The organism is Stenotrophomonas maltophilia group sp. P373 (assembly GCF_053295075.1).
On sequence record NZ_CM129994.1, the window covers coordinates 3,859,901 to 3,884,182 of the forward strand.

The 24,282-nt window shown below is 62.0% G+C and carries 22 protein-coding genes; 6 read left to right on the forward strand and 16 right to left on the reverse strand.

Annotated features, from left to right (window positions below):
• Window positions 1-29 precede the first annotated feature (29 nt).
• Entirely contained in the window at window positions 30-671 is a 642-nt protein-coding gene (locus ACSYHF_RS17785) for a hypothetical protein (RefSeq protein WP_447575861.1), read from the reverse strand.
• A gap of 898 nt (window positions 672-1,569) precedes the next feature.
• Between ACSYHF_RS17785 and ACSYHF_RS17790 the strand changes: the two genes are divergently transcribed.
• From ACSYHF_RS17790 to ACSYHF_RS17800, 3 genes are all read left to right on the forward strand, one after another.
• Complete coding sequence (locus tag ACSYHF_RS17790; protein WP_146256612.1) at window positions 1,570-2,352, forward strand: hypothetical protein; 783 nt, start codon at window positions 1,570-1,572, stop codon at window positions 2,350-2,352.
• 451 nt (window positions 2,353-2,803) lie between these two features.
• Window positions 2,804-3,208, forward strand: coding sequence for a hypothetical protein (locus ACSYHF_RS17795; protein ID WP_005419578.1), 405 nt, complete (start codon window positions 2,804-2,806; stop codon window positions 3,206-3,208).
• Between the two features lie 27 nt (window positions 3,209-3,235).
• On the forward strand, window positions 3,236-4,372 hold the full coding sequence (locus tag ACSYHF_RS17800) for an XVIPCD domain-containing protein (protein ID WP_095378155.1): 1,137 nt from the start codon (window positions 3,236-3,238) through the stop codon (window positions 4,370-4,372).
• An 88-nt stretch (window positions 4,373-4,460) separates the two neighbouring features.
• Here the strand turns inward: ACSYHF_RS17800 and ACSYHF_RS17805 are convergent, their stop codons facing one another.
• Both ACSYHF_RS17805 and ACSYHF_RS17810 read right to left on the reverse strand, forming a co-directional pair.
• Window positions 4,461-5,471 carry a phage portal protein gene (locus ACSYHF_RS17805; protein ID WP_447575862.1) on the reverse strand — a complete coding sequence of 337 codons (1,011 nt, stop codon included), beginning with the start codon at window positions 5,469-5,471 and terminating at the stop codon, window positions 4,461-4,463.
• Window positions 5,471-6,208 carry a phage terminase large subunit family protein gene (locus tag ACSYHF_RS17810; RefSeq protein ID WP_447575863.1) on the reverse strand — a complete coding sequence of 246 codons (738 nt, stop codon included), beginning with the start codon at window positions 6,206-6,208 and terminating at the stop codon, window positions 5,471-5,473. Before ACSYHF_RS17810 ends, ACSYHF_RS17805 begins: the two co-directional genes overlap by 1 nt.
• A 431-nt stretch (window positions 6,209-6,639) precedes the next feature.
• Here ACSYHF_RS17810 and ACSYHF_RS17815 point away from each other — a divergent pair, with 431 nt between their 5' ends.
• Complete coding sequence (locus ACSYHF_RS17815; protein WP_447575864.1) at window positions 6,640-7,995, forward strand: hypothetical protein; 1,356 nt, start codon at window positions 6,640-6,642, stop codon at window positions 7,993-7,995.
• 728 nt (window positions 7,996-8,723) lie between these two features.
• On the forward strand, window positions 8,724-9,383 hold the full coding sequence (locus tag ACSYHF_RS17820; RefSeq protein ID WP_447575865.1) for an NYN domain-containing protein: 660 nt from the start codon (window positions 8,724-8,726) through the stop codon (window positions 9,381-9,383).
• Between the two features lie 40 nt (window positions 9,384-9,423).
• On the opposite strand, the gene ACSYHF_RS17825 is transcribed toward ACSYHF_RS17820, so the two are convergent.
• On the reverse strand, window positions 9,424-9,708 hold the full coding sequence (locus tag ACSYHF_RS17825; RefSeq protein WP_447575866.1) for a hypothetical protein: 285 nt from the start codon (window positions 9,706-9,708) through the stop codon (window positions 9,424-9,426).
• Window positions 9,709-10,239: 531 nt separating this feature from the next.
• On the opposite strand from ACSYHF_RS17825, the gene ACSYHF_RS17830 reads away from it, so the two are divergent.
• Entirely contained in the window at window positions 10,240-10,515 is a 276-nt protein-coding gene (locus ACSYHF_RS17830; RefSeq protein WP_103282856.1) for a hypothetical protein, read from the forward strand.
• Here ACSYHF_RS17830 and ACSYHF_RS17835 read toward each other — a convergent pair.
• The 12 genes from ACSYHF_RS17835 to ACSYHF_RS17890 form a co-directional block, all read right to left on the reverse strand.
• Entirely contained in the window at window positions 10,512-10,961 is a 450-nt protein-coding gene (locus tag ACSYHF_RS17835) for a BLUF domain-containing protein (protein WP_447575867.1), read from the reverse strand. The genes ACSYHF_RS17830 and ACSYHF_RS17835 overlap by 4 nt on opposite strands.
• 496 nt (window positions 10,962-11,457) lie before the next feature.
• Window positions 11,458-11,757 (reverse strand): hypothetical protein, encoded by a 300-nt coding sequence (locus ACSYHF_RS17840; RefSeq protein WP_447575868.1) that lies wholly within the window; start codon window positions 11,755-11,757, stop codon window positions 11,458-11,460.
• A 590-nt stretch (window positions 11,758-12,347) separates the two neighbouring features.
• Complete coding sequence (locus tag ACSYHF_RS17845) at window positions 12,348-12,566, reverse strand: hypothetical protein (protein ID WP_103282862.1); 219 nt, start codon at window positions 12,564-12,566, stop codon at window positions 12,348-12,350.
• Between the two features lie 427 nt (window positions 12,567-12,993).
• A complete protein-coding gene (locus ACSYHF_RS17850) occupies window positions 12,994-13,323 on the reverse strand; it encodes a hypothetical protein (protein WP_231109344.1) in 330 nt (109 codons plus the stop codon).
• Between the two features lie 219 nt (window positions 13,324-13,542).
• Entirely contained in the window at window positions 13,543-14,013 is a 471-nt protein-coding gene (locus ACSYHF_RS17855; RefSeq protein ID WP_447575869.1) for a hypothetical protein, read from the reverse strand.
• Window positions 14,014-14,015: 2 nt separating this feature from the next.
• Window positions 14,016-15,353, reverse strand: a complete 1,338-nt coding sequence (locus tag ACSYHF_RS17860) for a hypothetical protein (RefSeq protein WP_447575870.1) — start codon at window positions 15,351-15,353, stop codon at window positions 14,016-14,018.
• A gap of 23 nt (window positions 15,354-15,376) precedes the next feature.
• Window positions 15,377-20,095: a host specificity factor TipJ family phage tail protein gene (locus ACSYHF_RS17865; protein WP_447575871.1), complete on the reverse strand. Its 4,719-nt coding sequence runs from the start codon at window positions 20,093-20,095 to the stop codon at window positions 15,377-15,379.
• Window positions 20,086-20,478 carry a hypothetical protein gene (locus ACSYHF_RS17870; protein WP_064239301.1) on the reverse strand — a complete coding sequence of 131 codons (393 nt, stop codon included), beginning with the start codon at window positions 20,476-20,478 and terminating at the stop codon, window positions 20,086-20,088. Before ACSYHF_RS17870 ends, ACSYHF_RS17865 begins: the two co-directional genes overlap by 10 nt.
• On the reverse strand, window positions 20,478-20,939 hold the full coding sequence (locus ACSYHF_RS17875) for a DUF1833 family protein (RefSeq protein ID WP_180885077.1): 462 nt from the start codon (window positions 20,937-20,939) through the stop codon (window positions 20,478-20,480). The genes ACSYHF_RS17870 and ACSYHF_RS17875 overlap by 1 nt, the downstream gene beginning before the upstream one ends.
• Entirely contained in the window at window positions 20,936-21,292 is a 357-nt protein-coding gene (locus ACSYHF_RS17880) for a hypothetical protein (RefSeq protein WP_064239303.1), read from the reverse strand. Before ACSYHF_RS17880 ends, ACSYHF_RS17875 begins: the two co-directional genes overlap by 4 nt.
• Window positions 21,292-24,063, reverse strand: coding sequence for a phage tail tape measure protein (locus tag ACSYHF_RS17885; RefSeq protein ID WP_447575872.1), 2,772 nt, complete (start codon window positions 24,061-24,063; stop codon window positions 21,292-21,294). Before ACSYHF_RS17885 ends, ACSYHF_RS17880 begins: the two co-directional genes overlap by 1 nt.
• Entirely contained in the window at window positions 24,056-24,250 is a 195-nt protein-coding gene (locus tag ACSYHF_RS17890) for a hypothetical protein (RefSeq protein ID WP_447575873.1), read from the reverse strand. The genes ACSYHF_RS17885 and ACSYHF_RS17890 overlap by 8 nt, the downstream gene beginning before the upstream one ends.
• Window positions 24,251-24,282: the final 32 nt, after the last annotated feature.

Sequence of the window (24,282 nt, forward strand, 5' to 3'; positions counted from 1 at the left end):
GCGCTGCGCCTTCGCTGGCTGAGCAGGCCTCAGCCCGGAGGGTCCGGCAAGCGGATTCTCTGCGCCGAAACAAAGGCGCGGGACTCGCTCCAATAGGCCTGTGGCGGTTCCCGCAGCTCTGGTCGCGCCCAGTAGTCGTTGCCATGCAATGCGCTCATCACATGGCACCAGCCGTCACGCGGATCGTGAACCTGAAGTCGCCCGCGATGATGGCGCGGATGATACGCGTAGTGACCAAGCGCCTCCTGGCGCGCTTCATCCGGCGAACGACCCGCCTGATGGACCAGCGTCCATGCACGCATGTGGCGTGCATGCGCGAGCGCGCCCAGGTACTCGTCCTCATCCAGCAGTGGCACCTGCTCACCGCGGGCCAGGCACAGTGCGTCCGATTCGGCTTCGTAGTCCAGCGACGGCTCCGCCAGTTCCGGGTGCTGCTGCCAATACCCTTCGCCCTTCATGTGCAGCATCGCCCAGTGCCAGGGCTCGTCGTGGAAGATCAGCGCGTGTTCGTATTCGCGGCCGGGGCTCTGGTCGGGATAGCGCTTCCGCGCCTGTTCGAGTGCCTGCGCCTCGGGCACCTGGCCATAGTGGACCAGACACCAGGCGAACAGGTGCCGGCTGTCTTCGATTTCGGTGGCGAAGTCTTCCACCGGTGTATCGGTGTTGGGCATGGTCGATCCCTGTGTGCGGATCAGATGGTACCGACGCTCCGGGTCGCGCGGGGGGCGGGAGCAATGAGACCTGCAACAGGTCGTGCGAGGTCGCGTGGGGGCCCATCACGATTCGAATCTGGAATCGACGGATTATGGGACCTCTACAGCGCTTCCACGCGCCTCCACAGACCTTCCAGCCGTAAACCACGCGGCTGATTCCCAGGCCCCGCGACCATCTTCGCTCATCTTTGTGCACCTCCTTCCGCTGACAAAAGGTCGCCGAGCGGTCGCCAATGGGCGCAATGAAGGGAATGCTCGGAGAGAACGGACTGGCCACCTTGCCGATCGCCCAACGGGCCTCGGATCCAGCGTCGCATGGTGTGGGCTGCCCGGATGTGCGGAAGCTCGCCGGCGGTGGGCCCAGGTTCCGCTACAGATACACCAAGGCCAACGGTCAACGCGATCGCGTCGCGGCCGCACCAGGAGGGAGGGCGCAACCTTCGCGATGAGATCGCAACTGCGGCGGCCGCCGTCGGGCTAGCGAGAGAACAAGCCAATTGCTACCGCGGCACGGAATGGCCATTTTGCCACTCATGCGCTCGCCTTCCGAGGAAGGGTATTTGTCGCTTTACGTCCACCGATGCGTGACTGAGAACACGCAAGAGCAAAGCGTAGCCCGCTGCAACGAATTTCTGGTTGACAGTGAATATCACCCCGCAATATGAAATCCCGGGAATCGAGAGGCAGGGGATCAGCGCCGAAATCAGCTATCACCACGGCCCGAGGTCAGTCCATCGCAAAGCTCCGCGACGACAAGGGAAAAGGAATCAAGTGAAGATCAGTAGAATTCTCATATATGGAATGTTCGTCATCGGCGTAGTCGCAACCATTTCCTGGTTGGCCTGCAGACCATCCGATGTCAGAAAGCAAAGGAGATGAGGTTCCTCTCAGTGAAAAAAGCACTTCGTCAACGGATATCGCATCTGAATCAAGCATTCATCAATCCTTGCGTTCGCCACACCAATCCATCGAATCAACAGTGGCTTTGGGTGGCAAGGCATTTCTGCTCAAGATCGAAACACCTCACTACGAAGGCGACGCCTCGGAATACATTGACAGGCGCATCGCGGCTGCACGGGCCGGCGATGCCCAGTCGAGCTATGAGATCCATAACCGCATTGCCAGTTGCAAGCGGGCGCTTAACTCAGGTGATGCCGATGAGTACAAGGCCTACGCATCAGTGGAAATCGACCAGGAGATTGGCCACTGCCAAGGGCTGATAGGGCGAACGGAACTCGGAGATGAGAATTGGCTCTCTCTTGCTGCCGCCCAAGGGTCGGTCGAAGCGAGACTGATTTTCGCCAAAGACCCGAAAGCCATCATTGGAAACTTGACTGAAGCGCTCAAGGATCCGGAACGGATAACCAATTATCGAAGGGATGCGATTGATTATCTAAATGAGTCGGTATCACAGGGAAGCGTCGACTCGATTGAAGCCCTTGCTGACATCCATGACCGAGGGATCATTGCCGACAAATCCCCTGAAAAGAGCCTTGCATACTGGCTCGCATATCAGCGCGCGCACCCCAATAGCCAATCAGCGGCATCCATTGCGAGACTCTCCGAACTGCTGCAGCCCAACCAGATAGAGCGATCCAACGAGATGTCTGAGGCCATATACAGATCCTGCTGCTTGTAACCCAACAGAAGTTTCCTACTCACCCAACATGGCGCACGATGAAAGCAGTGATTTCGAAGAAATGGTTGATTGCAACCTCCCTGGTTGTCGCGATTGCTTCCTCTTGCCCACCCCGTGCTCGCCCCTTCCAACTAAACGAATAATCTAACACTGCGCGAAATCTCCCAAAATCGCTATCCGGTGGGGGTTCCGACCCGTGCATCACAAGACGTTGTGCTAGATTCGGGACAGTGTTCCTGGCGCGAGAGGTACCTTCATGGATGCATGGCTCGACAAATGCGCTACTTCATCAAGGCGCGGAGATCGGAGTCACCTCCGGCTTGCAGCGTATCGCTGCCTCTCAATAGCCGTTTCAGCGTTGATACTGTCAGCGTGTTCGAGCGGTGCCTCACCAACCCCATCGCATAAATCTAATCAAAGACAGTCCGTCAAATCAGGGAGTGAAATTGGTATGGAGCGATTCAAGAACGACATCGAGCGCCTGTCTAGTGTACGTTTTGATGATGTCGACGCGTTAAATGAACAGCTCCACACGCATCTGGGAGAGCCGACACGCCAGGACGTGATTGACGAACGGATCGCAGAACACGGAATGTTGGGCGACCTTGAGGTCCGGAACATCAGGCTGAGAAGTGCTGCTGACGATCCTGCGCTCGCGAACCTGATCTTTGAGATCGCACCACCAAGCATTGCGCTCGAGGAAATCATCTGGGAAAACTCGACCAAACATCCATCTCGGCCTGACGCGCCTGGCTCTCGCCCTTACTGGTCTGCGCAGGTGAACGATGCAAAGGTCGTGCTCGGACTCGATTCCGATAACGTGACGCTGACCTACATATCGATCAGTCAGCGCTGATCCCTGTTATTGCGAAGGAGCCGGAGCATGGAGCGTACTGAAGAATCTGGACTGCCGCAGCCGCAGGAGGGAGGCCGCCCAGGAGCCACACGGCGTCCTGCATCGCCATTGGACGACCCCTCCTTGGCGCCGCTTCTAGCAAAATCCCCAACACTTCAGGCGGGCCTCACCCAGGCGAGGCGTGAAGGTATCGTTATCCAATGGGGGGCAGCCGGTGAAGGCACTTATCTTATACCCGGCGTCAAGATCGTTATTGACGAGAATGCGATTGGGCAAGGCTCAAGGATCGCAAGTTCTCTTGCTCACGAAGTTGGGCACCATCTCTTCACCGAACCCGAAAATCGAACTTCTAAGCAAGCCTATGTGAACAGCGAGCTGCGAGGAGAAGCCGCCGCGACTCTCAGCAATGTCCAGGTCCAGCGTGAGATCGTTGCAGCTGGCGGTCCAGATATTGGCGTTTCCGGCACAGGTAATCGTCCACAACAATACGGAACCATTGCGGCGGAACTCCAGGCCGGACGGATCAACCGTAACCAAGCACTTGGACAGATCGCTGAGGTGTTCAAGACAGAGGCTCCGTCTGTTGGTCCTCATGCGACATACGAACTCTACTATGGCGACTACTACGACCGGGAAATAGCACCCACGCAACGGCGGCGTAGGCCAGATCCAGAATTTGACGCCGAGCGCATTGCGGTTGCGGAAAGAGTCGGTTCGGACAGCGACGACTCGCCCTCACGGCAGCGAGCATCCTCCTCAGCCCCTGAACTCGGCGATGCTGACCGCTCTCTCTACATGCAGATTAGGGCAGGTGTGGAACGCCTGGACGCAGAGCATGGGAAACCTTGGGACGAGTCGAGTCAGCGCATGTCTGCAAGCTTGCTGGTACTGGCGAAGGAGCAGAGCCTTTCACGGGTTGACCATGTTGTCTTGAACAATCCGACAGAGAACCTAGCTCGAGGTGAGAGGGTCTTCATAGTCGAGGGAGCAATGGACGATCCCGCCCATCGTCGAGGCCATATGAATACGATGGATGCGCTTCGCGCACCGGAGGCGGAATCGCTCCATCGCGCTGATGCGTTGAGCCAATCACAAGCAGCGAGCCTTGAACAACAACCGGCACAGCAGGCGCATACGCAAGACGGGCCATCGTTCTCGAGATAAAGCCGTCACTGTGCTATCGGCGCCATTCATTCCACCGCCTTGGCCCACAAGTGAGCGCCCACGCTGCAGCTCGGGCGCTCTCGAATCATCATGCGGTCGCCTCCAGTTCGAAGGGTTCGAAGCGGATCACGTCCTGGCCCAGCCACTCGTTAATAGCTGCCATGCGCGCCTGCAGCGGCGCCAGTTCCATCGCCGCCCACACGCCCGCCGCGTCGCGGATCGACCCAAACCCGCCACTGTTCTGCGGCACGATACCCAGAAGCTGCGGTGGCACCCGGAGCACCGCCAACATGTCATCGCGGGTCACACTCTTGATCCCGGTGAACTCATCTCGGACCGCCACCTCACTGACCGGGGTCACCTGCAAGCCGTCCTTCTTCCCATTGGGCGAGTGCACGAACAGGTTCTTGAAATTGCCCGGCCCGCGCGACTGCCGCAGCGCGTCGCGCAACGCGTCCACGTCCAAGCCCTCGGGTTGGGGGTCGGTCATGTAGAGAATGTAGCCGGCGTGCGAACCGTTGTTGTAATACTTCCGGCGGAACAGCGTGGCCGACTCGTTCAGCAGCGCGGCCTGTACGGCTGGCATCCACTCCGGCAGGCCGTAGATCTCCTGATCAGCATCTGCCTCTCGCAGCTGGAACACCTCACCGGCGGGAAACTCATGCTCTACCCGTGCGGCACGCACCGGGAAGAACTCACCGGGCTGCACGCCACGGCGCACGTACTGCGCCAGCGGGACGGCCAGGCTGTGCGCGGCGCCTGACATGGCGCGGCGACGCTCGACATACCCCATGCCGAAGGTGGTGTAGTCCAGCGCCAGCTGCGAGAACGCCTCGCGGCTCAGCAGCCGGTGCGGCCGGAACGTGCGCACCAGCATGTTGCGTTTGAACGTCAGGCCACTGTGCAGGTACGGGTTGGAGCGCGTGGTGCGCGACAGCCCTTGCAGATCCACCGGCGGCTCGAAGTAGCGGCCATTGCGCCAGCATTCGAGGTAGTCGAGGAAGCCGCGTGATTCCAGCACAGGGCTGGCCTCGCCAAAGGTGAAGGCTTCGATACTCACCGGCGGCGCGGCGATGGCGCTCTGGTCGGTGTCGGTCATCAGAAAATCTCCATGGTGCCGCGCGCAGCCCGTCCGCCTTCCAGCGGCTCGCTCTGCAGCGCGTGCGTGAGTGCCCAAGCCAAGTCAGCATGGCCGGTGGTACGCGAGCGCCCGGCGGTGTAGGTCACCTGGCGCCCGCTCGGGGTGATGGTTTTCTGGATCGCCAGCAGTGACTGCGTGAGGTCGATCCAGCCGGCGTCGTATTCCTGCCGTTCGTCATTGATTACGTCATAGGCTTTCAGCACCAGCCGCGTTTTCACCTCGGGCGAATAGTTGAAGACAGTCACGCCGGGGAAGAACTGGCGCACCAGCTGAGCAACGCAGGTGCCCATGCCGGTCGCATCCACGCCGATGTAGGTCACCCAATAGCGCTTGGTGATCTGCTCGATGAACGCCGCCTGGTCTTTGAACTCCATGCCCTTGAACTGGTGGCGTTCCAGCACGCGGAACTTGCCCCCAGGCACCAGCGGCGGGGCCACAACCACGATGCCCGCGCTGTCGCCGGTCTCAGCCGGGTCGTAGCCGATCCACACGGCGCGGTCGCCGTAGGGCCGGACGGCAAACGGCTTGTAATCGACCTGGCAGGGCTGCAGCATCGTGAGCGGGAACACACTGGCGCTGTCGTCCACGAACTCGCACATCAGCAGGTTGGCGAACTCCTCGGCGCTGTAGTCACGGCGCAGTTCCTCGATATCGAACAGGTCACAGCCACGGTCCGCCGCGTCCAGCACGGTCACGATCTGGCGCCAGATGGCGTCCTCGCAGGGCCTGCCACCCATCAGGCGCGCATGGCTCACGTCCAACACCGAGGGCAACCGTGGCGACAAGCAGGATGCGGCCGGGCACAATCGCCCACCACTACGGGCCGCTACGATCACGACTTGCCAGTCGTGAAACCACCTCGCAAGCGTTGAGTTTTCCCGCGAATTTTCCCGCCGGCACAAAAAAGGCACTTGGGCGTAAGCCTAAGTGCCTGTTTTTTTTATGGTGGGCCCACCAGGATTCGAACCTGGAACCAAGGGATTATGAGGCCTCTATAGGGCTTCCACAACCTTCCACAGACGTCCCGGCTTTAAGCTAAGTCGTTGATTTTCTCAGGTTGTGCGACCACCTGCGCCCATCATCGTCCACCTCTTTCCATGGACAAACGGTCACCGAGCGGTCACCAATGGGCGCATCAAAGGGAATGCTTACAGCGAAGGGACTGGCCGCACTGCCGGCCGGCGAATGGGCCTCAGATCCGGCGCCGCGCGGCGCGGGCTGCCTGGACGTGCGCAAGCTGGCCGGCGGGCAGCTGCGGTTCTACTACAGGTACACGAAGTCCAACGGGCAGCGCGACCGTCTGCTGATCGGCACCGGCCTGGCGCTGACCGCGGCACGCGAAGCGGCGGCGGCGTTGTCACGGCGGTATCAGGCCGGCGAACGGGATCTGCGCGACGCGATCGCGGCCGAGGCAGCGGCAGTGGACCGCGCGAAGGCTGAGGCCCTGGCCGAATCGACACGCCGATCTGGTGCAACGCTTGGCGCTCTGATGACAGCCTACGTCCAGAGCTTGGAGGACGCTGGCAAGGTCTCTGCCGCCGCGACGCGCGCTTCCATCAAGCGCCACATCGAGGATCCGTGGCCAGCCCTCTGGGCGCGCCCGGCGTCCGAGCTTGAGCTGGATGACCTGCTTCCGATCCTGTCGCGACTGGTGCGCGCCAAGAAGCTGCGCGAGGGCGGCAAGATCCGGTCGTATCTGCGGGCGGCGTATGCAGCAGCGATCGCAGCGAAGCAGGATGCGGCAGCTCCCGACGCTCTGCGCGTGCTCAACGTATCCAGAAACCCGGCGCGCGACCTGGCCACGCTCGACAGCGGGCAGCCGCGCGACCGGGTTTTGTCGGTGGCCGAGCTTCGTGCCTACTGGCGCCGGATCGAGGCGATGCCCGGGAGGGAGGGCGCTCTGGTGCGCTTCCACCTGCTGACCGGCGGGCAGCGCATTGCACAGCTGATGCGGCTGAAGTGGTCTGATCACGATCACGACACGGACACCGGCACCGGATCCGTCCGCTTGCTCGACATCAAGGGGCGTCGCCGCGTGCCTCGCGTGCACCTGGTGCCACTGCTCCCGCTGATGGCTGCGGATCTCGCCGTCTTGCGCGGCGATGATGACAGTGAAGGCGGCGGCGACGGCGCCAGGCCGCACCTGTTCTCGCTCACCGCCGGAAAGGCGCCGGCCACCTATGACGAGTTCCGGGGAATCATGGATCCGGTGGTGGCTGGCATGGTGGCCGCCGGCGAGCTGACATCGCCGTTCACGCCGGGCGATCTACGACGCACGGTGGAGACTCGGCTCGCTGCGCTGGGCCTGTCGGAAGAAGTTCGTGGCCACCTGCAATCCCACGGCCTGAGTGGCGTCCAGAAGCGGCATTACAACTTCTTCGAGTACGACGCGGAGAAACGCGCTGCGGTGGAGGCCCTGTACGAACTGCTTACCGGCGCCGGTGCGACGGTGGTGCCGATGCGCAAGGGCCTGAGCCGTTAGAACGGCAGGTCCTCAGGCAGATCCAGGCCTACCAGGCGGCCTGCGGCACGTTGATGACTGCTGGCCGTAGCGCGGAGACGTTGCGCGCTCTGCCGGCGGCGCGCGCGGCAACGCCAACTTCCGGAGGTATCTCGTTCGAGGTCCGACGCCTGCTGCAGCTTGGCCGCAGCCTTGGCCTCCAATGAGGCCGGATCCTTTTGCCAGTTCGCCATTGCTGCAGATTGCCGGTTCAGCGTCGCGGAAGACGCGACCGGCTTTGAGCACGTCAGCAATCAAAACAGCGATCAGCCAGGGGCGGGTGTTCAAGTACCCACTTTGAGAGCCCGGCAGGAGATCTTTTGAATCTAAGTTATTGTCCAACATAGGGAAATGCGAAATCCGTCACGCCACTTACTGAACCTTAAATGAACAAATATTGGATATCTTCCTATCGCCAAAACCACAACATGTAGGGAAGAACCCGTCCCTACCCCAACATCTTGACGATTCCTGTGGACAATCCTGTGGATATTTAGAGTTGTCGAGGGTCCAGAATGACTTGCGACGTTTGAGCGGGATCGGAATAATTCGTCCACGGAAGGGCCAGAGGCCCCATCCCAAAGAAAACACGGCCGTTTGCAGGTGACATATAAGAGAGGCTCGACCTCCACCTGCAACCGGCTTTTTTTTGCCCAAAGGAAGGGGATACCGTGGGTAAGAGGTACGCGCTGTTATTGGATGCGGGGTTCGTGAAGCGCAAGATCAAGCGAGATCTTGGCGGAGTGACCGCCTCGAACATTGAGCGACTGGTTGCCTCTATCCGCAAGCATGAAGCTGTATCGGGATTTGAACTTCACCGCATCTACTACTACGACGCCGCTCCCTTAGGAAGATCAGTCGATCACCCGCTCACGGGAGAGTCCATCGAGTACGGCAGTACAGATGTGTTCAACGAGAACGTGGCACTGCTCAAAGAGGTGGCGAAGCTCCCGCACTTTGCTCTCCGCAAAGGAGAGTGTACGCATGATGGTTGGAGCGCCCAATTCAAGAAATTGAAGCGTTCCTCTACAAGGTTTGATTCTGAAAGCAGCACGCTTCAAGTTCGCTCAACTGACTTGAAGCCGGTGATACGCCAGAAAGGCGTAGACATGCGAATTGGAATGGATATCGCTGCCTTGACCCTGAAGAAGCATGTAGACGTGATCGCGATGGTTACGGCAGACAGCGATTTCGTGCCGGCGATGAAGTTTGCCAGACGTGAGGGCGCGCAGCTCCACCTCTTCACCCTCGCGCATGGGGTAAAGGAAGAGATGTCCGAGAACTGCGACCTTTTGATTCCAGCCAGCGCACGATCGTTGGTCGATCTGCTACCCGTTGATCCTTCGGCGACAGCCCCACACGCTTGCTGAAGTACCGCGTCCCGCCTACCGAACGTGGCCTGGTCCCGGCCTACCTAATCCAGCCGAACGGCGGTTTCAGGTCTGCCTTGGCCAGCCGGTTGCCGCGGACCTTCTCCTGCCAGGTCAGGATGGTGGCCACGTCCTCCCGCAGCCTGGCCTCGTGCCTGGTCACCCACAGCTCGGCCCCCGCGCGGCCCTTCTCGTAGCTGCTGCACACCCGGAACGGACCGCCCGGACCATGCCGGTGCCGATCCAGCGAGGCAATCCAGATGCCGTCGTTCACTCGGCGGATCATTGCCACCACCCACACGCTGTGGCAGGCGATCACAGTCAACGGGTCATCCGGGAGGCTGGCAGACCTGGTCGTCCAATGGAAGTCGGCGGGGAGCGGCATGGCCGGGAGGATACGGCCGGCCGTCGCAGATCGTGCGACGGCGGTCGATGCTTCAGCTCGCTGTGATGAACAGTTCACGCTGGTTGGCACACACTGCAGCCTCACGGCTCTTCTCCGGTGCAATATCCCTTGCTCCCGTGTCCAGCCCCTCAGCGGCACGGCTATGCATCCTCCCAATGCCTTCAGGATCCACTCGATCCTGCCCCTGCTTGCGCCAAATGGCGCAATCATCCGCCTGGAGCAGGTGCGCTCAACCTGCAAGAACTGTGGGCTTAGGTCATCACTGGCCCACGATGCTGGATTCCATACGGACGTCAGGGGCACGACTCTGAAGTGCCCAGCTTGCGGATCCACAGGATTGATGGATGAAATAGAGATCTGGCATCACTGGCTTGAGCAATGCCGTCGTGAACGACTACTGGCGCTCTTCGACCCAACGCCCGACCATCCACTCGATACCGAGGACCCGAAATGAACGATGCCGTCTCTGAACTTCTGGACCGCCTCCACTCCTGTGAAGTTGCGATTGAAGTCCACCGTGGCTATCTGAAAGCAATGGAATACGCGCTGCGGATTTCTGTACTCACCCATCCAGAGCCAGAGCGGTTGAACCTAGCGTGGCTCCAGCTGCTGCCCAGCATCGCTGCGAGGCACAAAGATGACGGCGGCGAGCTCTTCGCTGCCGCCTTCCAACAATCTCTGACGGTTCTTACTGAGCAGATAGGCGCCGAGAGCATGCCTTCCTAAGCTGCCACGGCGAATGGCGTCACGAACGCTGTCAGTAGATCCATCGCCGTTGCGTTCGTGTCGTCCGCGTTGCCGCGCTGATTGAACCGGGTCCAGTCCGCGTGGGCCAATCGCCGCAACTCTTCCGGCTCCACGGGAAGCCACTTCATGGGCCAGAACAGCAGTCGGCGCTGTCCCACCCTGCCCCTCTGCAGCTCGACAACACCGTTGTGGCTGCTGGCGCCCAGCACTCGGGAATAGGACACCGAAAGCCCGTCTTCCGGTCCCTCCAGATACTGGAGGAACCGTTCGCCATCGAAGAGGAGCACCCCCGTAACCCCAGCATTACGGTTGAACCGGGCCGCGTCGTCCACAACTTGATCCAGCTTTCCGTTGGACAGGCCCAGCCTGTCGCCGGCGATCTCGTCGCCAGCGCTGCTCACGTATACGACAGCCCTGATGGGCATGGCACACCTCCTTGACGAGGGACCAGCTTACTAGCAACAGGTTCGTGTCAACGCGAGGTGGCGGACGAGCCCTGAACGCGTCAGGTTCGCATGTTGCTGAATTCGGAACTTCGTCACATGATGCAGGCCCAACGAAATGCACCATGTACGAACGTTCTCGGTACTAAGCAATGCCCGACACTGGCCTTTTCTACGTTCTGGATATACATGTGTTGCGCCGCGACGAAGGCAATATCGAACGCGTGAACACAATCAGCATCCGCTGCAACCACTGCCGACACATCACGCATTCCAAAACACCTGGCTTGGAGACCATGCCAGGAGGCACCCTGCTCGCATGCGCAGGATGCGGGAAGCGGCAAGCGGCAAGCGGCAAGCGGTCAGTAACGCGCGCTTGGTCGAATTCGACCACATCCTAAGGCTCGACGACCCGGCAACACATGCTGCCAAGGCCAGTCTTCGTGGCCAAATAGGGTGACATAATCAGCGTCGCACCTCAGCCGTCGGCTGGGTGCCTCCCAGCCAAACTCCCCATCGTGAAGGCATACCCGGCTTCTTCCAGAAGTGCTCTCATGCGCAGCTCCACACGACGGGGGGAAGGCAGTCCATTTGGTGCATAGAGAGCATATACGTAGCCAGCGCCGTCAATGATTTCGCGGCGGACTGCGCACTCGGTTGATTCCGTAGCTTCGCGCCAGACAGACATTAGCCTAGCCGGGCTGATCGACTGCCCATTGCGAAGTCGGAAGAAAAGCCAACGCACGCCTGGCGCTTGAGCTGGATCTAATCTAGCCATTGCGAGCCCCGGATTCGTCTGGATAGATCATTGAGAACTTGAGGATCCAGGCGGGGGCGCTCATCTTTCGAGGCACGTGGCAGATCTATGCGCTCACTACCGTTCACTAGAGCGGGGAGATCTGACTGCAGATCTATCCACCACTCGGAAGGAAGCCGGAGCCCAGTACCCGTTCGATCGTAGATGCATATCGGGAAATTCATAGCGTTGCTCCTAGATGTAACGAGCATACGCTTGCGCAATGTCAGGCCGGAATGCGACTGCTACAAGGCTGACGCATCAACTCTCTTTGCACATATGAACACGTGTGCTTCGTCTCGCTGAACTTTCAGGAACGACTCAAGCCAGCAAAGAGCAGCGCCTCGATTGGCGATCACCCTTCCCAGCTTTTCAGTCAAACACCGCGCGCACTCCATCCCTCCAGGACTCTGTCCGTGACAGGTTCGGCACTGAGCCATCGTCGTCGTGCTCGCCGGGCGCGATTGATACATGATCTTGGTCATCAAGTTCACAGCTTGAGCATGGGACGACATATCAACGTTCCTATTGATACAGAAGGAGCCGCGCTGGGCGCGGCCACTCCTTAGACGTCAACGGCGGCTATCGCGACCAGCACTGCCCTTTTGGTCCTGACCGTGGGTCGACTGTTCACGCTCCTTGCTTCCCGGCTGCTGCTGTTGCTGGCCTTGCTTTCCGGCGAGGTCTTCACCGCCAAGCTCGTTCCCGTCCACCTGACCCTGCTGGCCTGGCTGCTTCTTCTCGCCATCCGAGTTGGGACGGTCGTTTTGGTTCTGGGGAGAATTGTTCATGTCTTACTCCGATGCAGCCATCTGCTGCCAACCCACAGTGCTCCCCACCGCGTTACGCAGCCGTGCCGGATTGGCGCAACTATGAACAAGTGTCATGAACAGGCCGATGTTCTGAAGGGTGTACAGTGCAGTCCCGATAGGAGCAGAACATGGAACGCATGAGGAACAAGGACTTCGTTGACGTCGAACGCGAGCTCACCCACTGGAATTTGGCATTCAACTCTGGTGCCCTACCTGCTGTTAGCTTTCGCCATGAGGTTGACCCCGTCATCCGGATCGCATGTGACATCTACGTCAGGGACCCGCATGGAACACGCGCAGAATGGTTGGACGACCTCGAGGGCAGACTTGCGGCCCGATCCAGTCTTCGTGGTCACCCTGGCGCAGCGGATATTGCAGGTCAATGCTGGTCGCGCCTCTCTTGCTCCTAGGAGTTTTCTTCCCGCGAGGCTGCGTCGTTTCCTTCTCGCATGAGTTGATCATTCAGCACGTGAACGATGGACATGACCGCATCGGCGAGCGCTCTTGAGTCGCTGATTGACCCGTAAAAATAGATCCTGGAGCCTTCAACCCGGACTTCTGCCAAGGAGAGCTGAGACGCCAGCGCCTCGCACTTCCTCACGAAGAGTTCAGTCCAGCGGGCTCCTGGCGCAAGATCCAACAACGCAATGATGGCCTCATCAGTGGAGGAATCGACGCGCTCATGCAGCTGCGGCACATCGAAACCGACAATTCTCGGAAGCATGGAAGCGCTCAACGGTTGATCCTTTTGCTCACAGTTGGTTTGAGTATCCTCCACAATACTCGGATCCACCATCTGGCAAAGCCCACCTCCTTACGCCAAACCCGCCCCCGTGTCTCGATAGCCGGTCTATTCAACGATGGCCATGGCCGTCCTAAGGGAGGCGGGGGTGATCTGGGCGGAATAGCACATGGATGCCATCTCGCCGCAAGCGCCGTTGCCGCCGCATAAGGATCAAGTCACGGGCTGCGGTGCCAGTCCATCCAGCGGCAGCTCCGCCTTCTCCGGCCAGGCGAACGTCTCCGGCTGCGGCAACAGCGCGCGCACCTGCTCCCAGGTCTCGATGCCGTGCGGCGGCGCCAGCACCAGCTGCTCCAGCGCCTGGTTCACAGCATCGCGCCAGGCCACCATCGCCCGCGCCTCCGCGCGATATCGGGCCACGCCGCTGTTGTAGTAACTGGCGCACGACTCGATGCCGTCGTAACCGCGCTCTACCGCCTCGGCGCGCATCCACGCGAACGCCTGGTCACGGATGTAGCGGTAGTGCGCGGGCGTGTGCAGCTCGAAGCCCAGGCCGGGCGATGACGCCGGCAGCGGTGTGTTCTGTTCCAGCCATTCGGTCGGCCACAGGTAGTGCCCGCGCGGGATGAAAGCACCGGTTTCGACGCAGCGAATGACGTCCGGATCATCGGTAAGCTGGTACATGATTAAATCTCCGCGTCTGCAGTCCAATTGAAACGCGTCAGGTATGACCCGTTTACAGTCAAACCCGAACCAAATACGCCATTCACCGCAAACCCCCTACTTGAAGCGCTGTCAAAGCTCCAAGAGGCGTTAGAATTCCACACTGCGCCGTTCCACAAAGCCGCGCCATTACCCTGCGAATTTGCGTCATTGCTGGTGTAGAGCAGCAACGCAGGGGTGGCGCGCATTTCGACCGGGAAATGGACTGTGCCTGTACGTACATCTGAGCCGCTCCACGCGGTCGCCCCTTGTGCTGTCGCTGCCGCAAGCGCAACGGCGGGGGTGGTGCCTACGGGGAATGACTTGCAATAGAAGCGCTGGCAGAGAGTCAATTCCAGTCCATCAGGTCGGTACTCGAAAGCGCTTGCTGAAGAACCTTCTTCGACCTGCACCTGCGTGAAATGCACATCACCAGCTTGCGCACCAAGCGATGCGTTGCGAGCGTTAAAGTTGCTTCCGCCTGTTGCCCAAAGAGTCAGAATCAGAGAACTGTTGGCACCCACAGTCTTACCGCTGATAGACGGAATCTGCACGGTATGAGTGACCGTATTGATTCCAGCTGCGAGGCTGTACTTCGCAGCACCGATCCCCGAAACCTGCACACTTCCGCCAGCACCGAAGCTTTGACCAAATTCGATGGCAATCTGTCGGCCTGCCGCGCCACTGTTGAACACCTTCAAACTCACGGTTACCGTTCGACCCGCGAGCGTGGTCACATTCTCCATTCGTTGTTCAAGCACAACGTAATGGTTTGCAGCATCAGTCACAGCACCGTATGTGATTTTGGCAAGATAGATACATTCGGTATCGAATGCACCTGGCGTTACCGTGTTCCGTGACAAGCTCGGCGTTGCCACGCCGCCCGCGTTGAAGTACCAACGGTCGACGGAGTAGCCCGGCGCAGTGAAGTTGGTCCCGCGCTGCCACCAGCGCATCGAACCGTTGATGAGCCGGTTCTTTCCGATGAAGCGTGCACCGAGCGCAGTGTCGGCGTTCTGGCGTGCGGTCACTTCCGCTGCGACAGCCTGCGAAAGCGCGGTATCTGCGCCCGTGCGCAGCAGTGTCTCCTGCTGCAAGCCCGTTTTCAGGTCGGCCACGTCCTGGCCGATGTTCGATGACCCACCTTCCAATGCCGAAAGGCGTCCCTCGGCATCCGCGAAGTTGTCGTTGCAGGTTGCAAAGGCGGTGAACGCGTCGTCGCCTGGGCGGCCATCCGGCTGGATGGTGGTTTGATCGATGAGTTTCTGAGGCATGTGTGTTCTCTGCTGTTGATCGCCCACGGCAAAAAGCGGGCCGGACATGCCGGCCCGCGCCTTGTGCGGTTTCAGTTCTCGACCGAGATGATCGACAGGCTCTGCGTGATGGACTGCTGCTGGAAGGAACCGGAGGTGTGCGTCACGGTCTGCTCGGTGAAGCTGGTGATAACCGCGCGGTAGGTCATCGTCTGCGCACTGGTGCTGGTGTCGTTCACGGTGAATGACCCACCCCAGGTGGACGTGGCGTTGTCCGGGCCGTCCTGCTCGTTGAGGATCATCACCGAACCGCTGACGTTCAGTACCTGCCAAAGCGATTCAGCACCCTCCCCCACCCGGCGGTAGACCTCCACACGCGCCGTGTTCTGGCCCGCGCCCGCGACAAAGCCGTCGCTGCCATAGGTGGTCTTGGTCCGGATGTGCCGGCGGGAGAAGCTGACAGTGACGCTCCGCACGCGGCCATTGGTGGCGAACGGGCCGTTGACCAGCTCCACGCCGACTGTCTGCGTGGTCGTCGTCTGGACCGCGTTACGCAGGATGCCCGCCGACAGCTGGCCACCGAAGTAGGCACTGCCGTTGGCGTCCATCCACATGACCGCGTTGGACTTCGCCGCGGCCCCGGCGCCGACGTTCGGCCCGAAGTAGTCAACCAGGTTGTCGCCGGCAGCGCCGAAGTTGGTACCGATGATGCGTTGGGCGGCCCCCTTCCAGACGCGCAGGAAGCCGTCGCGCCACTCCATGCCCTCGCTGGCCCCGGGCGAGATGACCTCGAACGTATTGCTGGCGAAACGGGTGTTGATGACCTGGCCGTTGTTGTCGATGACCATGCCGCCGATCAGCGGTCCGGCACCGCTGTTGGCGATGACGTTCAGGAACGCCCGGGCCAACACCTGGGTCAGGCCGTTCTCGTTCTGCACGACGCGGGCCTCCATGCCCTGGACCACTTCGGCGCTGGCCTTGCCGGACACCTCCGCCTTCACCGACGCAAGCTGGCCCGTGACGGCCTCGATGCCGTTCTCGGTGACGGCCACGCGGGCGTCAATGCGCTCCACGTAGTCGGATGATGCCTTGCCCTCCAGCTCTGCGCCCACGTGCTCGATCTGTTCAGCTTGGCTGGCCTGCTCGGTTGCGATCAGTTCGATGGACTTCGTGGCACTGGCCTTGAAGGCGCCCAGCTCGACGTTGAGCGAATCGACGGTCCTGGCCACCGCCCGATCACCCTGGACGATGACCGACTGCCAGGTGCGCACGCCGGCGTAGACGTTCCGATCACCCGCGTTCCAATCGCGGTCACCAGCGTGCTTGTACGTGATCTGCGCTTCCAGCGACGATGTGCGATCTCCGACCGCGCGCAGGCCCTCTTCGGTTTCCTCCACCCGGCCGCTGACCGCGTCGACCGCCTCGACCGACGCTACCTTGCCGTCACCGGCCGGCATACGCGCGACGATGGCGTTGATGCGGCCGACCTCGGCCGCCAGGTCCGAAGCGTTCTGGTAGGCCATGTCGATCGACGCAGCCAACGCCTCGCCCACGCCAGAGAAGTTGCCCACCAGCTGCCAATCATCCGGGGAGGCACCAGGCTCGGCGTCGGTGTTCTCGCGCAGCGCCCGGTACAGCTTCCCGTCGTGCCGGGTGAAGTCGCCCACCGGGTAGGTCTTCCCAGCCTCCCATTCGTCGGCCTCGGTCAGATCCGCGACGATCGCTCCGATGGCATCGGCGTGCGCAATGGCCGCCGCCATCGCGTCGTTGGCCTTCTTTGTTGCGTCGGCCGCGGCTTCACTCGCGACACGGGCATCCTCGTTGAACCGCTCGATCTTCTCCTGGTCGATGCGCTGCTGCGCGTCGATGAGCTCCTGAATGGTCTTGTCGATCACCTGGCCGAGGTTGGCGCCGAGCTTCTTGGTAATGACACGGGCCTCGGTGGACAACTCCCCCGACGTGTTCACACTCCGGCAGGCGAAAGTCCAGTCGCCCGACTCCGGTACAACGGCTTCGAAGGGCACTGCGTGGTAGCCGCTGCCCCCGATCGGGATCATCTGCTCCCATTCCGGTCGCAGCACCGCACCCTGCATGTACCGGATCTCGACGCCGGCAAAGTCTGGCGACTGGATGCTGTTGGCCAGGAAGCCCCAGGTGTACATGCGCACGCCGCCGGACAGCTCGTCCACGTCGAAGAAGTCCACCAGGCGCGGCGGGACATCCGCACCGGCCGTGATGTAGGTCACCGACGCTGCGACGCCGGCCCGGCCGTCGGGGCTGAACGGTCGGACCACCACGGTGTACTGGTCCGCATGGCTGATGCGCCAGGTGGCCGTACGGGTGGTGGTCTGGGCCACCTCGGAGAGCACACCGTCGCTGCCCGCGGCCAGCACAACGATGTTGCCGACCGGGCCGCTGATCTCGAAGGTGACGGTCAGCTCGGTGAACACCGTATCGCCCTGCACCACCTGCTGCTCAGTGATGGCCAGGCCGCTGGCAATCGGGCGGCTGGTGATCGGATTGGTATTGATCGGCGGGACGTATTCGCCGGTGAGCACGTAGTTCCAGAACTCCGGCGGTTCGGGCACCACGGACACCTTGGCGCCTTTCAGGTCGCTCTCGGGCTCGATGCCGACCACGCGGACCCGGTACCCCGGCGTCTGCTTGAAGTCGTAGATCCAGATGGTGTCGTGAGCCGGGTTATCCAGTGTGTCGCCAGGCAGCGGCGCATCGCCTGGCCAGGAACCGGTCAGGCGGATGGTGTCGCTGGTGCCGGTGAACGGCTGCACGCCGAACACGCGGTACACCCGTTCGCCGGGGATGCGCAGGCCGATCCAGGCGTTGCCGTTGGTCGGTGCCTGGACCGCCTCGTCCAGCCGCAGCGTGACAACGCCGTTGGCCGCGGTGGCCGAAACGATCCGGCCGCCGGCGCCCCACTGCGTCAGGTCGTGCTGCAGGGCCAGCAGGGACAGGCGACGATAGCTCAGGTGCTCGATGTCCGTGCTGTAGGTGATGTCCTTGTACTGGTAGAGGGACTGCGCCAGGTGGTAGCGAGCCATCCGCGCGGCGTGAGCCTCGTTGGTGATGCCCTCGCCCTCCACCGTGGCCGGGTTAAGCATGGTGGTTACGCCGGGCGCGGCCACGCGCAGGGTCTTGGTCGTCCAATCGGTGGCGTCGTAGTAGCTGTACTCGATCCCGTCGGCGGCGTTGGCCAGGGTGTAGTCAACCTGGAATTGCCCCTTCTTGATGGTGGCCATGTTGACCACGCCGGACAGCGGCTGCTCCGACCCGGCCCACACCACCGACAGGCGGCCGCCGGCCCAGGTGATCTGGCCGAACCCGGCCAGCGCGACGGCGTTGAGCACGTCGTCGTGGTTGCGGACGTCCTTGATGTAGTTCGAGTAGCCGTAGCCGTTGGCCTGGCAGAACAGCATGAAGGCCTTCAGTGCCTCGATATCGATCTGGACGTCGTCCAGGCCGATGCCGGCGATCAGCTTGCCGTGCTCGTCCCTGAAGCCGCGGGCATAGGCCAGGATCAGTGCGCCCGGGTTGTTGGTCTCCTTCGTCGCCCACCCCGCCTCCGCCCAGACCGGTGCCGGCTCGGCGTAGGCGACGCAGCGGATCTCGTCCGGCTGGCCGTTGAGCTGCCCGGTTGCCTTGATCCGGATGCCGATTCGGGCCAGACCAGCGTAGTCGGCGGTGTCCTTCTGGATGCTGGTCAGGGTGGACCAGGTGAAGTCGCTGGTGGCGCCGCTGCCGTCAGTGTTGTGGCCGGCAATGCGGACCCGCACTTCGTACTGCCCCTCCGGTACGTCTCGGGAGTAGCTGCGGCGCTGCTGCTTCTGCGACCGGCTGACGATCGAATAGGACCCGAAGAAGCTCCAGTTGGCGATGCCGACGGCGCGGTACTGGATCTCAATCGTCTCGCGGTTGTCCTTCGGCTTGCCCTTGCTGGTCGTGTCGAACAGCATGAAGTCCACGTCCACCTTCAGGCGGATCGTGTTCGGGCTGCTGGTGCGCTGCACCCACGGGCTGGCCTGGCCCTTCTCCGCCTCCAGCGCGCCGCCGTTGATCGTGTCGGCATTGCTGTAGAGCGGGATGTCCTCGCTGGGCATCTCGGAAAAGCCGTCGTGCCACACCGTGACGCCCTCGAAGGACGACAACAGCGCATCGCCGTTGTACAGGGCCTCCACGCGCCCCACATTGATGCCCGCCGTCAGGGTCATGGCAAGGTACTGGTCGTCGGCCTCATACCAGGTATAGGGGTTGCTGGCCACGTCCGGCGCGATGCGCAATGGCCCGCCCAGCAGCAGCGGCAGGGGCTGGTACGGGCGCGGCTGATTCCGGGCCGCGCCGATGGTGTACACCGGGCTGGCATCGCTGGCGCTGGGCTTGGGCCGCTTGGGCCCCAGCACTTTCTGGATCAGCAGCGCCCCTGCGGCGTAGATCGCGCCCTGCGCCAGGCCGGCGACGGCTGCGCTGTAGCCGGCGGCCACGATGGCTGTACCGACACCCATGGTGAAGACGGTCAGGGCGATCAGCGCAACGATCATCAGCGCGGTCTTCTTGACCACGCCTCGAACCTCGATCACCGTTCCGTCCTTCGGGCGCACGCGGTCCATGACCTCATGCGGCACGACCACCCCATTGATGCGCACCTCCCACAGGTCGCTGGAGTAGTCAGGCACCACGCGTGCCAGGAAGCCGCCCAGCCGCTCCCCCTCCTGCAACTGCGCCGCCAGGGTACGCTGGCCCTCCAGCGTCACCGGGTGCGGTGTGATGATCAGCGGAGCGTCCTTGATCAGGCCCATCTGTAGTAACCCTCAATCCTCAAGCCGAACTCCGGCAGGTCACGAACGCGGTGCAGCACGCTGCAGCCGTTCTTTTCGTTGGAATGCAGCACCCACCCCTCATGGGCCAGGTGGAAGTAGACGCCGGCGTGGCCGGCGCGCTTCTGCCCGTGCTCGACCATCAGCACCAGGTCACCGTCCGTCGGCACGGCCACCGCGGTCCCATACGGCCTCGACAGCTCGCCGATGGCGGCTTGGCCCACCACGCCTCTCGGGCGGCCGTTGGGGAGCTGAACGGCGCGCCCGAACAGTTGTCGTTGGACCAGCACCACGAAATCGGCGCAATCGCACGTGTGCTCGCAGTACGGCACGCCCACCAAGGCTTCTACGTCTGCCAGCCGCATCAGAAGATTCCCGGTAGCGTGAACGGGTTGGCGCGCAGGCGTACGGCCTGCTGCCGCATCAGGTAGTCGACACCGCATTGAGCGGTGGCGGTGGCGCCGGCCACCGACACGCTGATGATCGGCAGGTAGTAATCCCGCTCGTACAGGTTGGGGTCTGCGCGATCCGACACCATCAGCCGCGCCATCATCAGCTCGTTCGGCCCCAGCGCCTCTAGGTCCTCGGAGATGCCGCGCCCGACGTTATCCAGCACCAGCTGGGCACGCGGGGACTGACCGCGGGTGTCATCGGGCAATTTGAAGCCAAAGGGCACGCCCATGTAGGGAATGCCCTGGCTTACCCAGTCCTGGGTGTCGTTGACGATGCGCAGCGGACCCGGAAGCGACGGCGAGGTGATGGACAGGAACAGCAGCGTCCCACTGGTGTCGGTCATGCGCTGCTTACGTTCAGTGAAACTGCTCATCGCATGTACTCCACGACCACATCCATCCTGTAGTCCTCGGGCAGCTTTTCTTCGGGCACCAGGTCGCCGAGGGCACCGTTCTCGAAGCGCGCGGTGATGACTTCCCCCGTGTAGGGGTGCACAAGGGTGAACCACCCAATGCGCTTGATCTCGCCGAAGTACCAGGCATCGAAGGTGTTCACGTCCGCGATGCTGGCGAAGTAGAGCGTCATGGCCTGCTTGATCAGCACCTGGCTGTTCTCCAAGCGCTGCTTGGGCGCACCGCGTTCCATTTCGGTCCTCAGAACTGAGGGATCGAAGGTTCGTTTTTGCCCTTCGAACATGACACGTGCCACTGAAGGTAATGCTGTCATCACACCGAGTCCTTTAAGCCGAATCGGCTCCCCATTGCTGCATACGTTGATCCCTGACCACTGGCGACCTGGCCACCGATGTAGCTGTCGACCTGGCCCAGCAGAACCTCAATGTCGAAGCCGCCCTGACTGTTGCGAGACGCGCTGGCGGTGGTGCCCGCTGGCGCGTTCATCACGCGAACATTGATCGCGCCGGCGGCCATTCCGGAACCGACCGGAGTAGCCACAGCTCCGCCCGAGTCATAGCCCTTCAGCCCTTTGCGCATCGCCTCGACCACCTCAACGCCACCCGCGCGCGCCACATCCCTCTGCGACCAGACCACCTCGCCCTTATGGACCACCCCGGCCGGCTGATGAACACCACCGTCACCCGTGTATCCGCCGGTGGAGTAGCCGCCCCTCATGTTCTGGAACAGCTGGTTATTGATGCTGCTGGTGCCGGAGGTGACCGCCTGGTTGCCCGCAGCGGTGACACCGCCACCCCAGGCACTGGCGAACATGTTCACGATTCCCATTGCCGCCTGCCGCGCGGCGATGCGCGCCAGATCTGCCAGGACCGACTTGGTGAGGTCGGAGAAGCTCAGCTTCCCGGTCGTGGTGAACTTGACCCACGCGTCTTCGAAGCCACCGATGGCGCTTCCGACCACGTCGCCCATCTGCCGCGCGGCATTGCCGGCCTCCTGCTGGTAGTTCGCCCAGGCAGCGGTGGCGCCTGCCAGCCAGCTTCCCTCGGCCTGCTGCAGCTCGTCGTAGCCGTCTCGAATCATCTGCAGGCGATCGAGCGTCTTCGACAGCAGCTGCGCTCTCTCAGACTCGAATGTTTCCTGATCGATTTGCCCCGCGTTCAACTGCAGCTGGAGTTCTCGAAGCTTGTCCGCTTGGTCGGCGTAGGCGTCATTGATGCGCTGCTGGATCTCGTACTCACGATCACCCATCCCAACGCGCTGGGCCTGCGTTGAGAGCTGTCGCTGTAGTGCTTGATTGCTCGCGTCCAAGGCGTTTCCATACGCCGCGATAGCATTCAGGCGCGTTTTAACTGCGGCCGCTTCCTCTGTCGCCAGAACCTGCAGAGCGCCGGCCCCCTCGGTGCGGACCTTAGCGAGCCGTGCTTCTAGATCCCCGACCTGTCGGTTCACGCCGATGGCTTCTTTTCCCGTCACCGCCTGTCGCTGGAGGAAGGCAATCTGCCGCTCCAACGATTTCGCCTGCGCGTCAGTCCCCTTCTGAACGAGCTCCCGCATTCGACCGTAATACTCGCCCGCCGTGATTTCTCGCGCCGAGTACTGAGCACGCAGCATCTGGGTAGCGGCATTGATCTGCGCCTGCTCTGCCAGCAGATCGTCTTTGTAGCCCTGCAGTCCTGCCGCCCTCGAAGCCGATCCGCTGGATGCCTTCGGCTTCTCTGCATACTTCTTCTCGATAGCGGCGACGGCTGCGGCGCGGCGTTCCTCGATGGCACGAACCTCGTCCACGAGCCCGGCCGCTTCAGCTTTACGCCGGACGACCTCGGCCTGACCGTTGATCTGGGCAATTTCCCTCTTCTTCTTCTGCTCCTTCGTGGCCTGGGCCTCGATGATCGCGTCCTGCTGCTGCACGTAGTCCGCGCTGGCGTCCTGCGCAGCCTTTACTTCTGCATCCTTTCGCTCTTTGATCAGGTCGACGGCCAACGCCTTGATCTTCTCCGACCGGTCCTTGATCGACTTCTCCATCGCAGCCAGGGCAATGGGATTACGGGCCAACGGCAGGCCCCGCTGGGTGCCACTAGCCAGATTGTTCAGCTTCTCCAGTTCCTGCTGGTTTTCAGCCAAAAGTTGCTGCATTTGCGCTGCCGCCGGCCCGAGGCCCACGCTCGCCTGCATCGCCGACCACGCCTTCGTGGCCTCGACCCACAGGTCCTTGAATCCCCGGATCACCGGGTTCTGGCTGGCGCGGACCCGAGCGAGCGCCATGACGGTTTCATCCGCTGCTGCACGGGTGATCACAGTCACGGCGTCCTGATTCCGGCCCTGCTCCTGCAACGCCTTCACCTGCTCGTAGAGCGCCAGGGTCATGAAGTTGACCTGCTCGTTGAGCTTCTGCATTCCTTTGACCGGGTCTTCCGCCAGCTTCGCGTACATGGCGATGGTTTCATCGAGCGCCTGCCCGCTGATTTCCTTCATCGCCACGGCCGCATTGGCTACGTCCTGAAGGTTCTGCGCGGCAATCTTCCCGTTCGAGCCGACGGCCTGAGCCGCCTCGGCACCAACGCCGGCGGCAACCTGCAGCGCGTCGCTGGTCTTCTGAGCCATGGTGACGAGCGTCAGGGTCGTCGCGGCCGCCTCATTGCGCGACAGGGCAAGTGCCTTCGTGTAGGCCTGGGCCTGCTGCTCGGCGTCATACCAGGCGTAGACCACCAATCCGACAGCCGCCGCGGCCACGGTATACGGATTCACCATCCCCAGCAGCGCCGACGAGACCCCCTTCAATGCCGGCTCCACACCCCCGAAGCTGTCCTTGATCTGGCCACCCTGCTGCACCAGCACTGTGAAGAAGGGCATGCCGCCCTGCAGGCTGGTGAAGATGTCGGTGAACTGCGCCGGTAGCTGGCGCATCGCCTGCGCCGTCTGCCCTGCAGAGACCCCCAGCTCCGTGATGTTGTTCTTCGTCGGCAGCGGCCTGGCCGCCTCCGTGCGTACCTCGCGCAGCTGGCGAGTGAGCACGCCCAAGCCCTGCCGAATGTCGGCCAGGTCCGCGCTGATGCGGACGCGCAGATTTGCTGAAGGATCAGCCATCGTTCGATATTCCTTGTCGCTGCTGTGCCGGGGCCTGGCCGCTCAGAGCAGCCAGGTACATCTGCCAGTCGGCAGCCGGGGCGGCCATAGCCATGCGCGTGGCCACGGCGAATTCCGCGATGCGGTCGCGCTCAACCTGCGCAGCTGCGGCGGTGAAGGCTCGCAGCTGTGCCAGGGTGTAGGTCATCACCTCCGCGCGGGAGTGTCCGTGGGCGATGA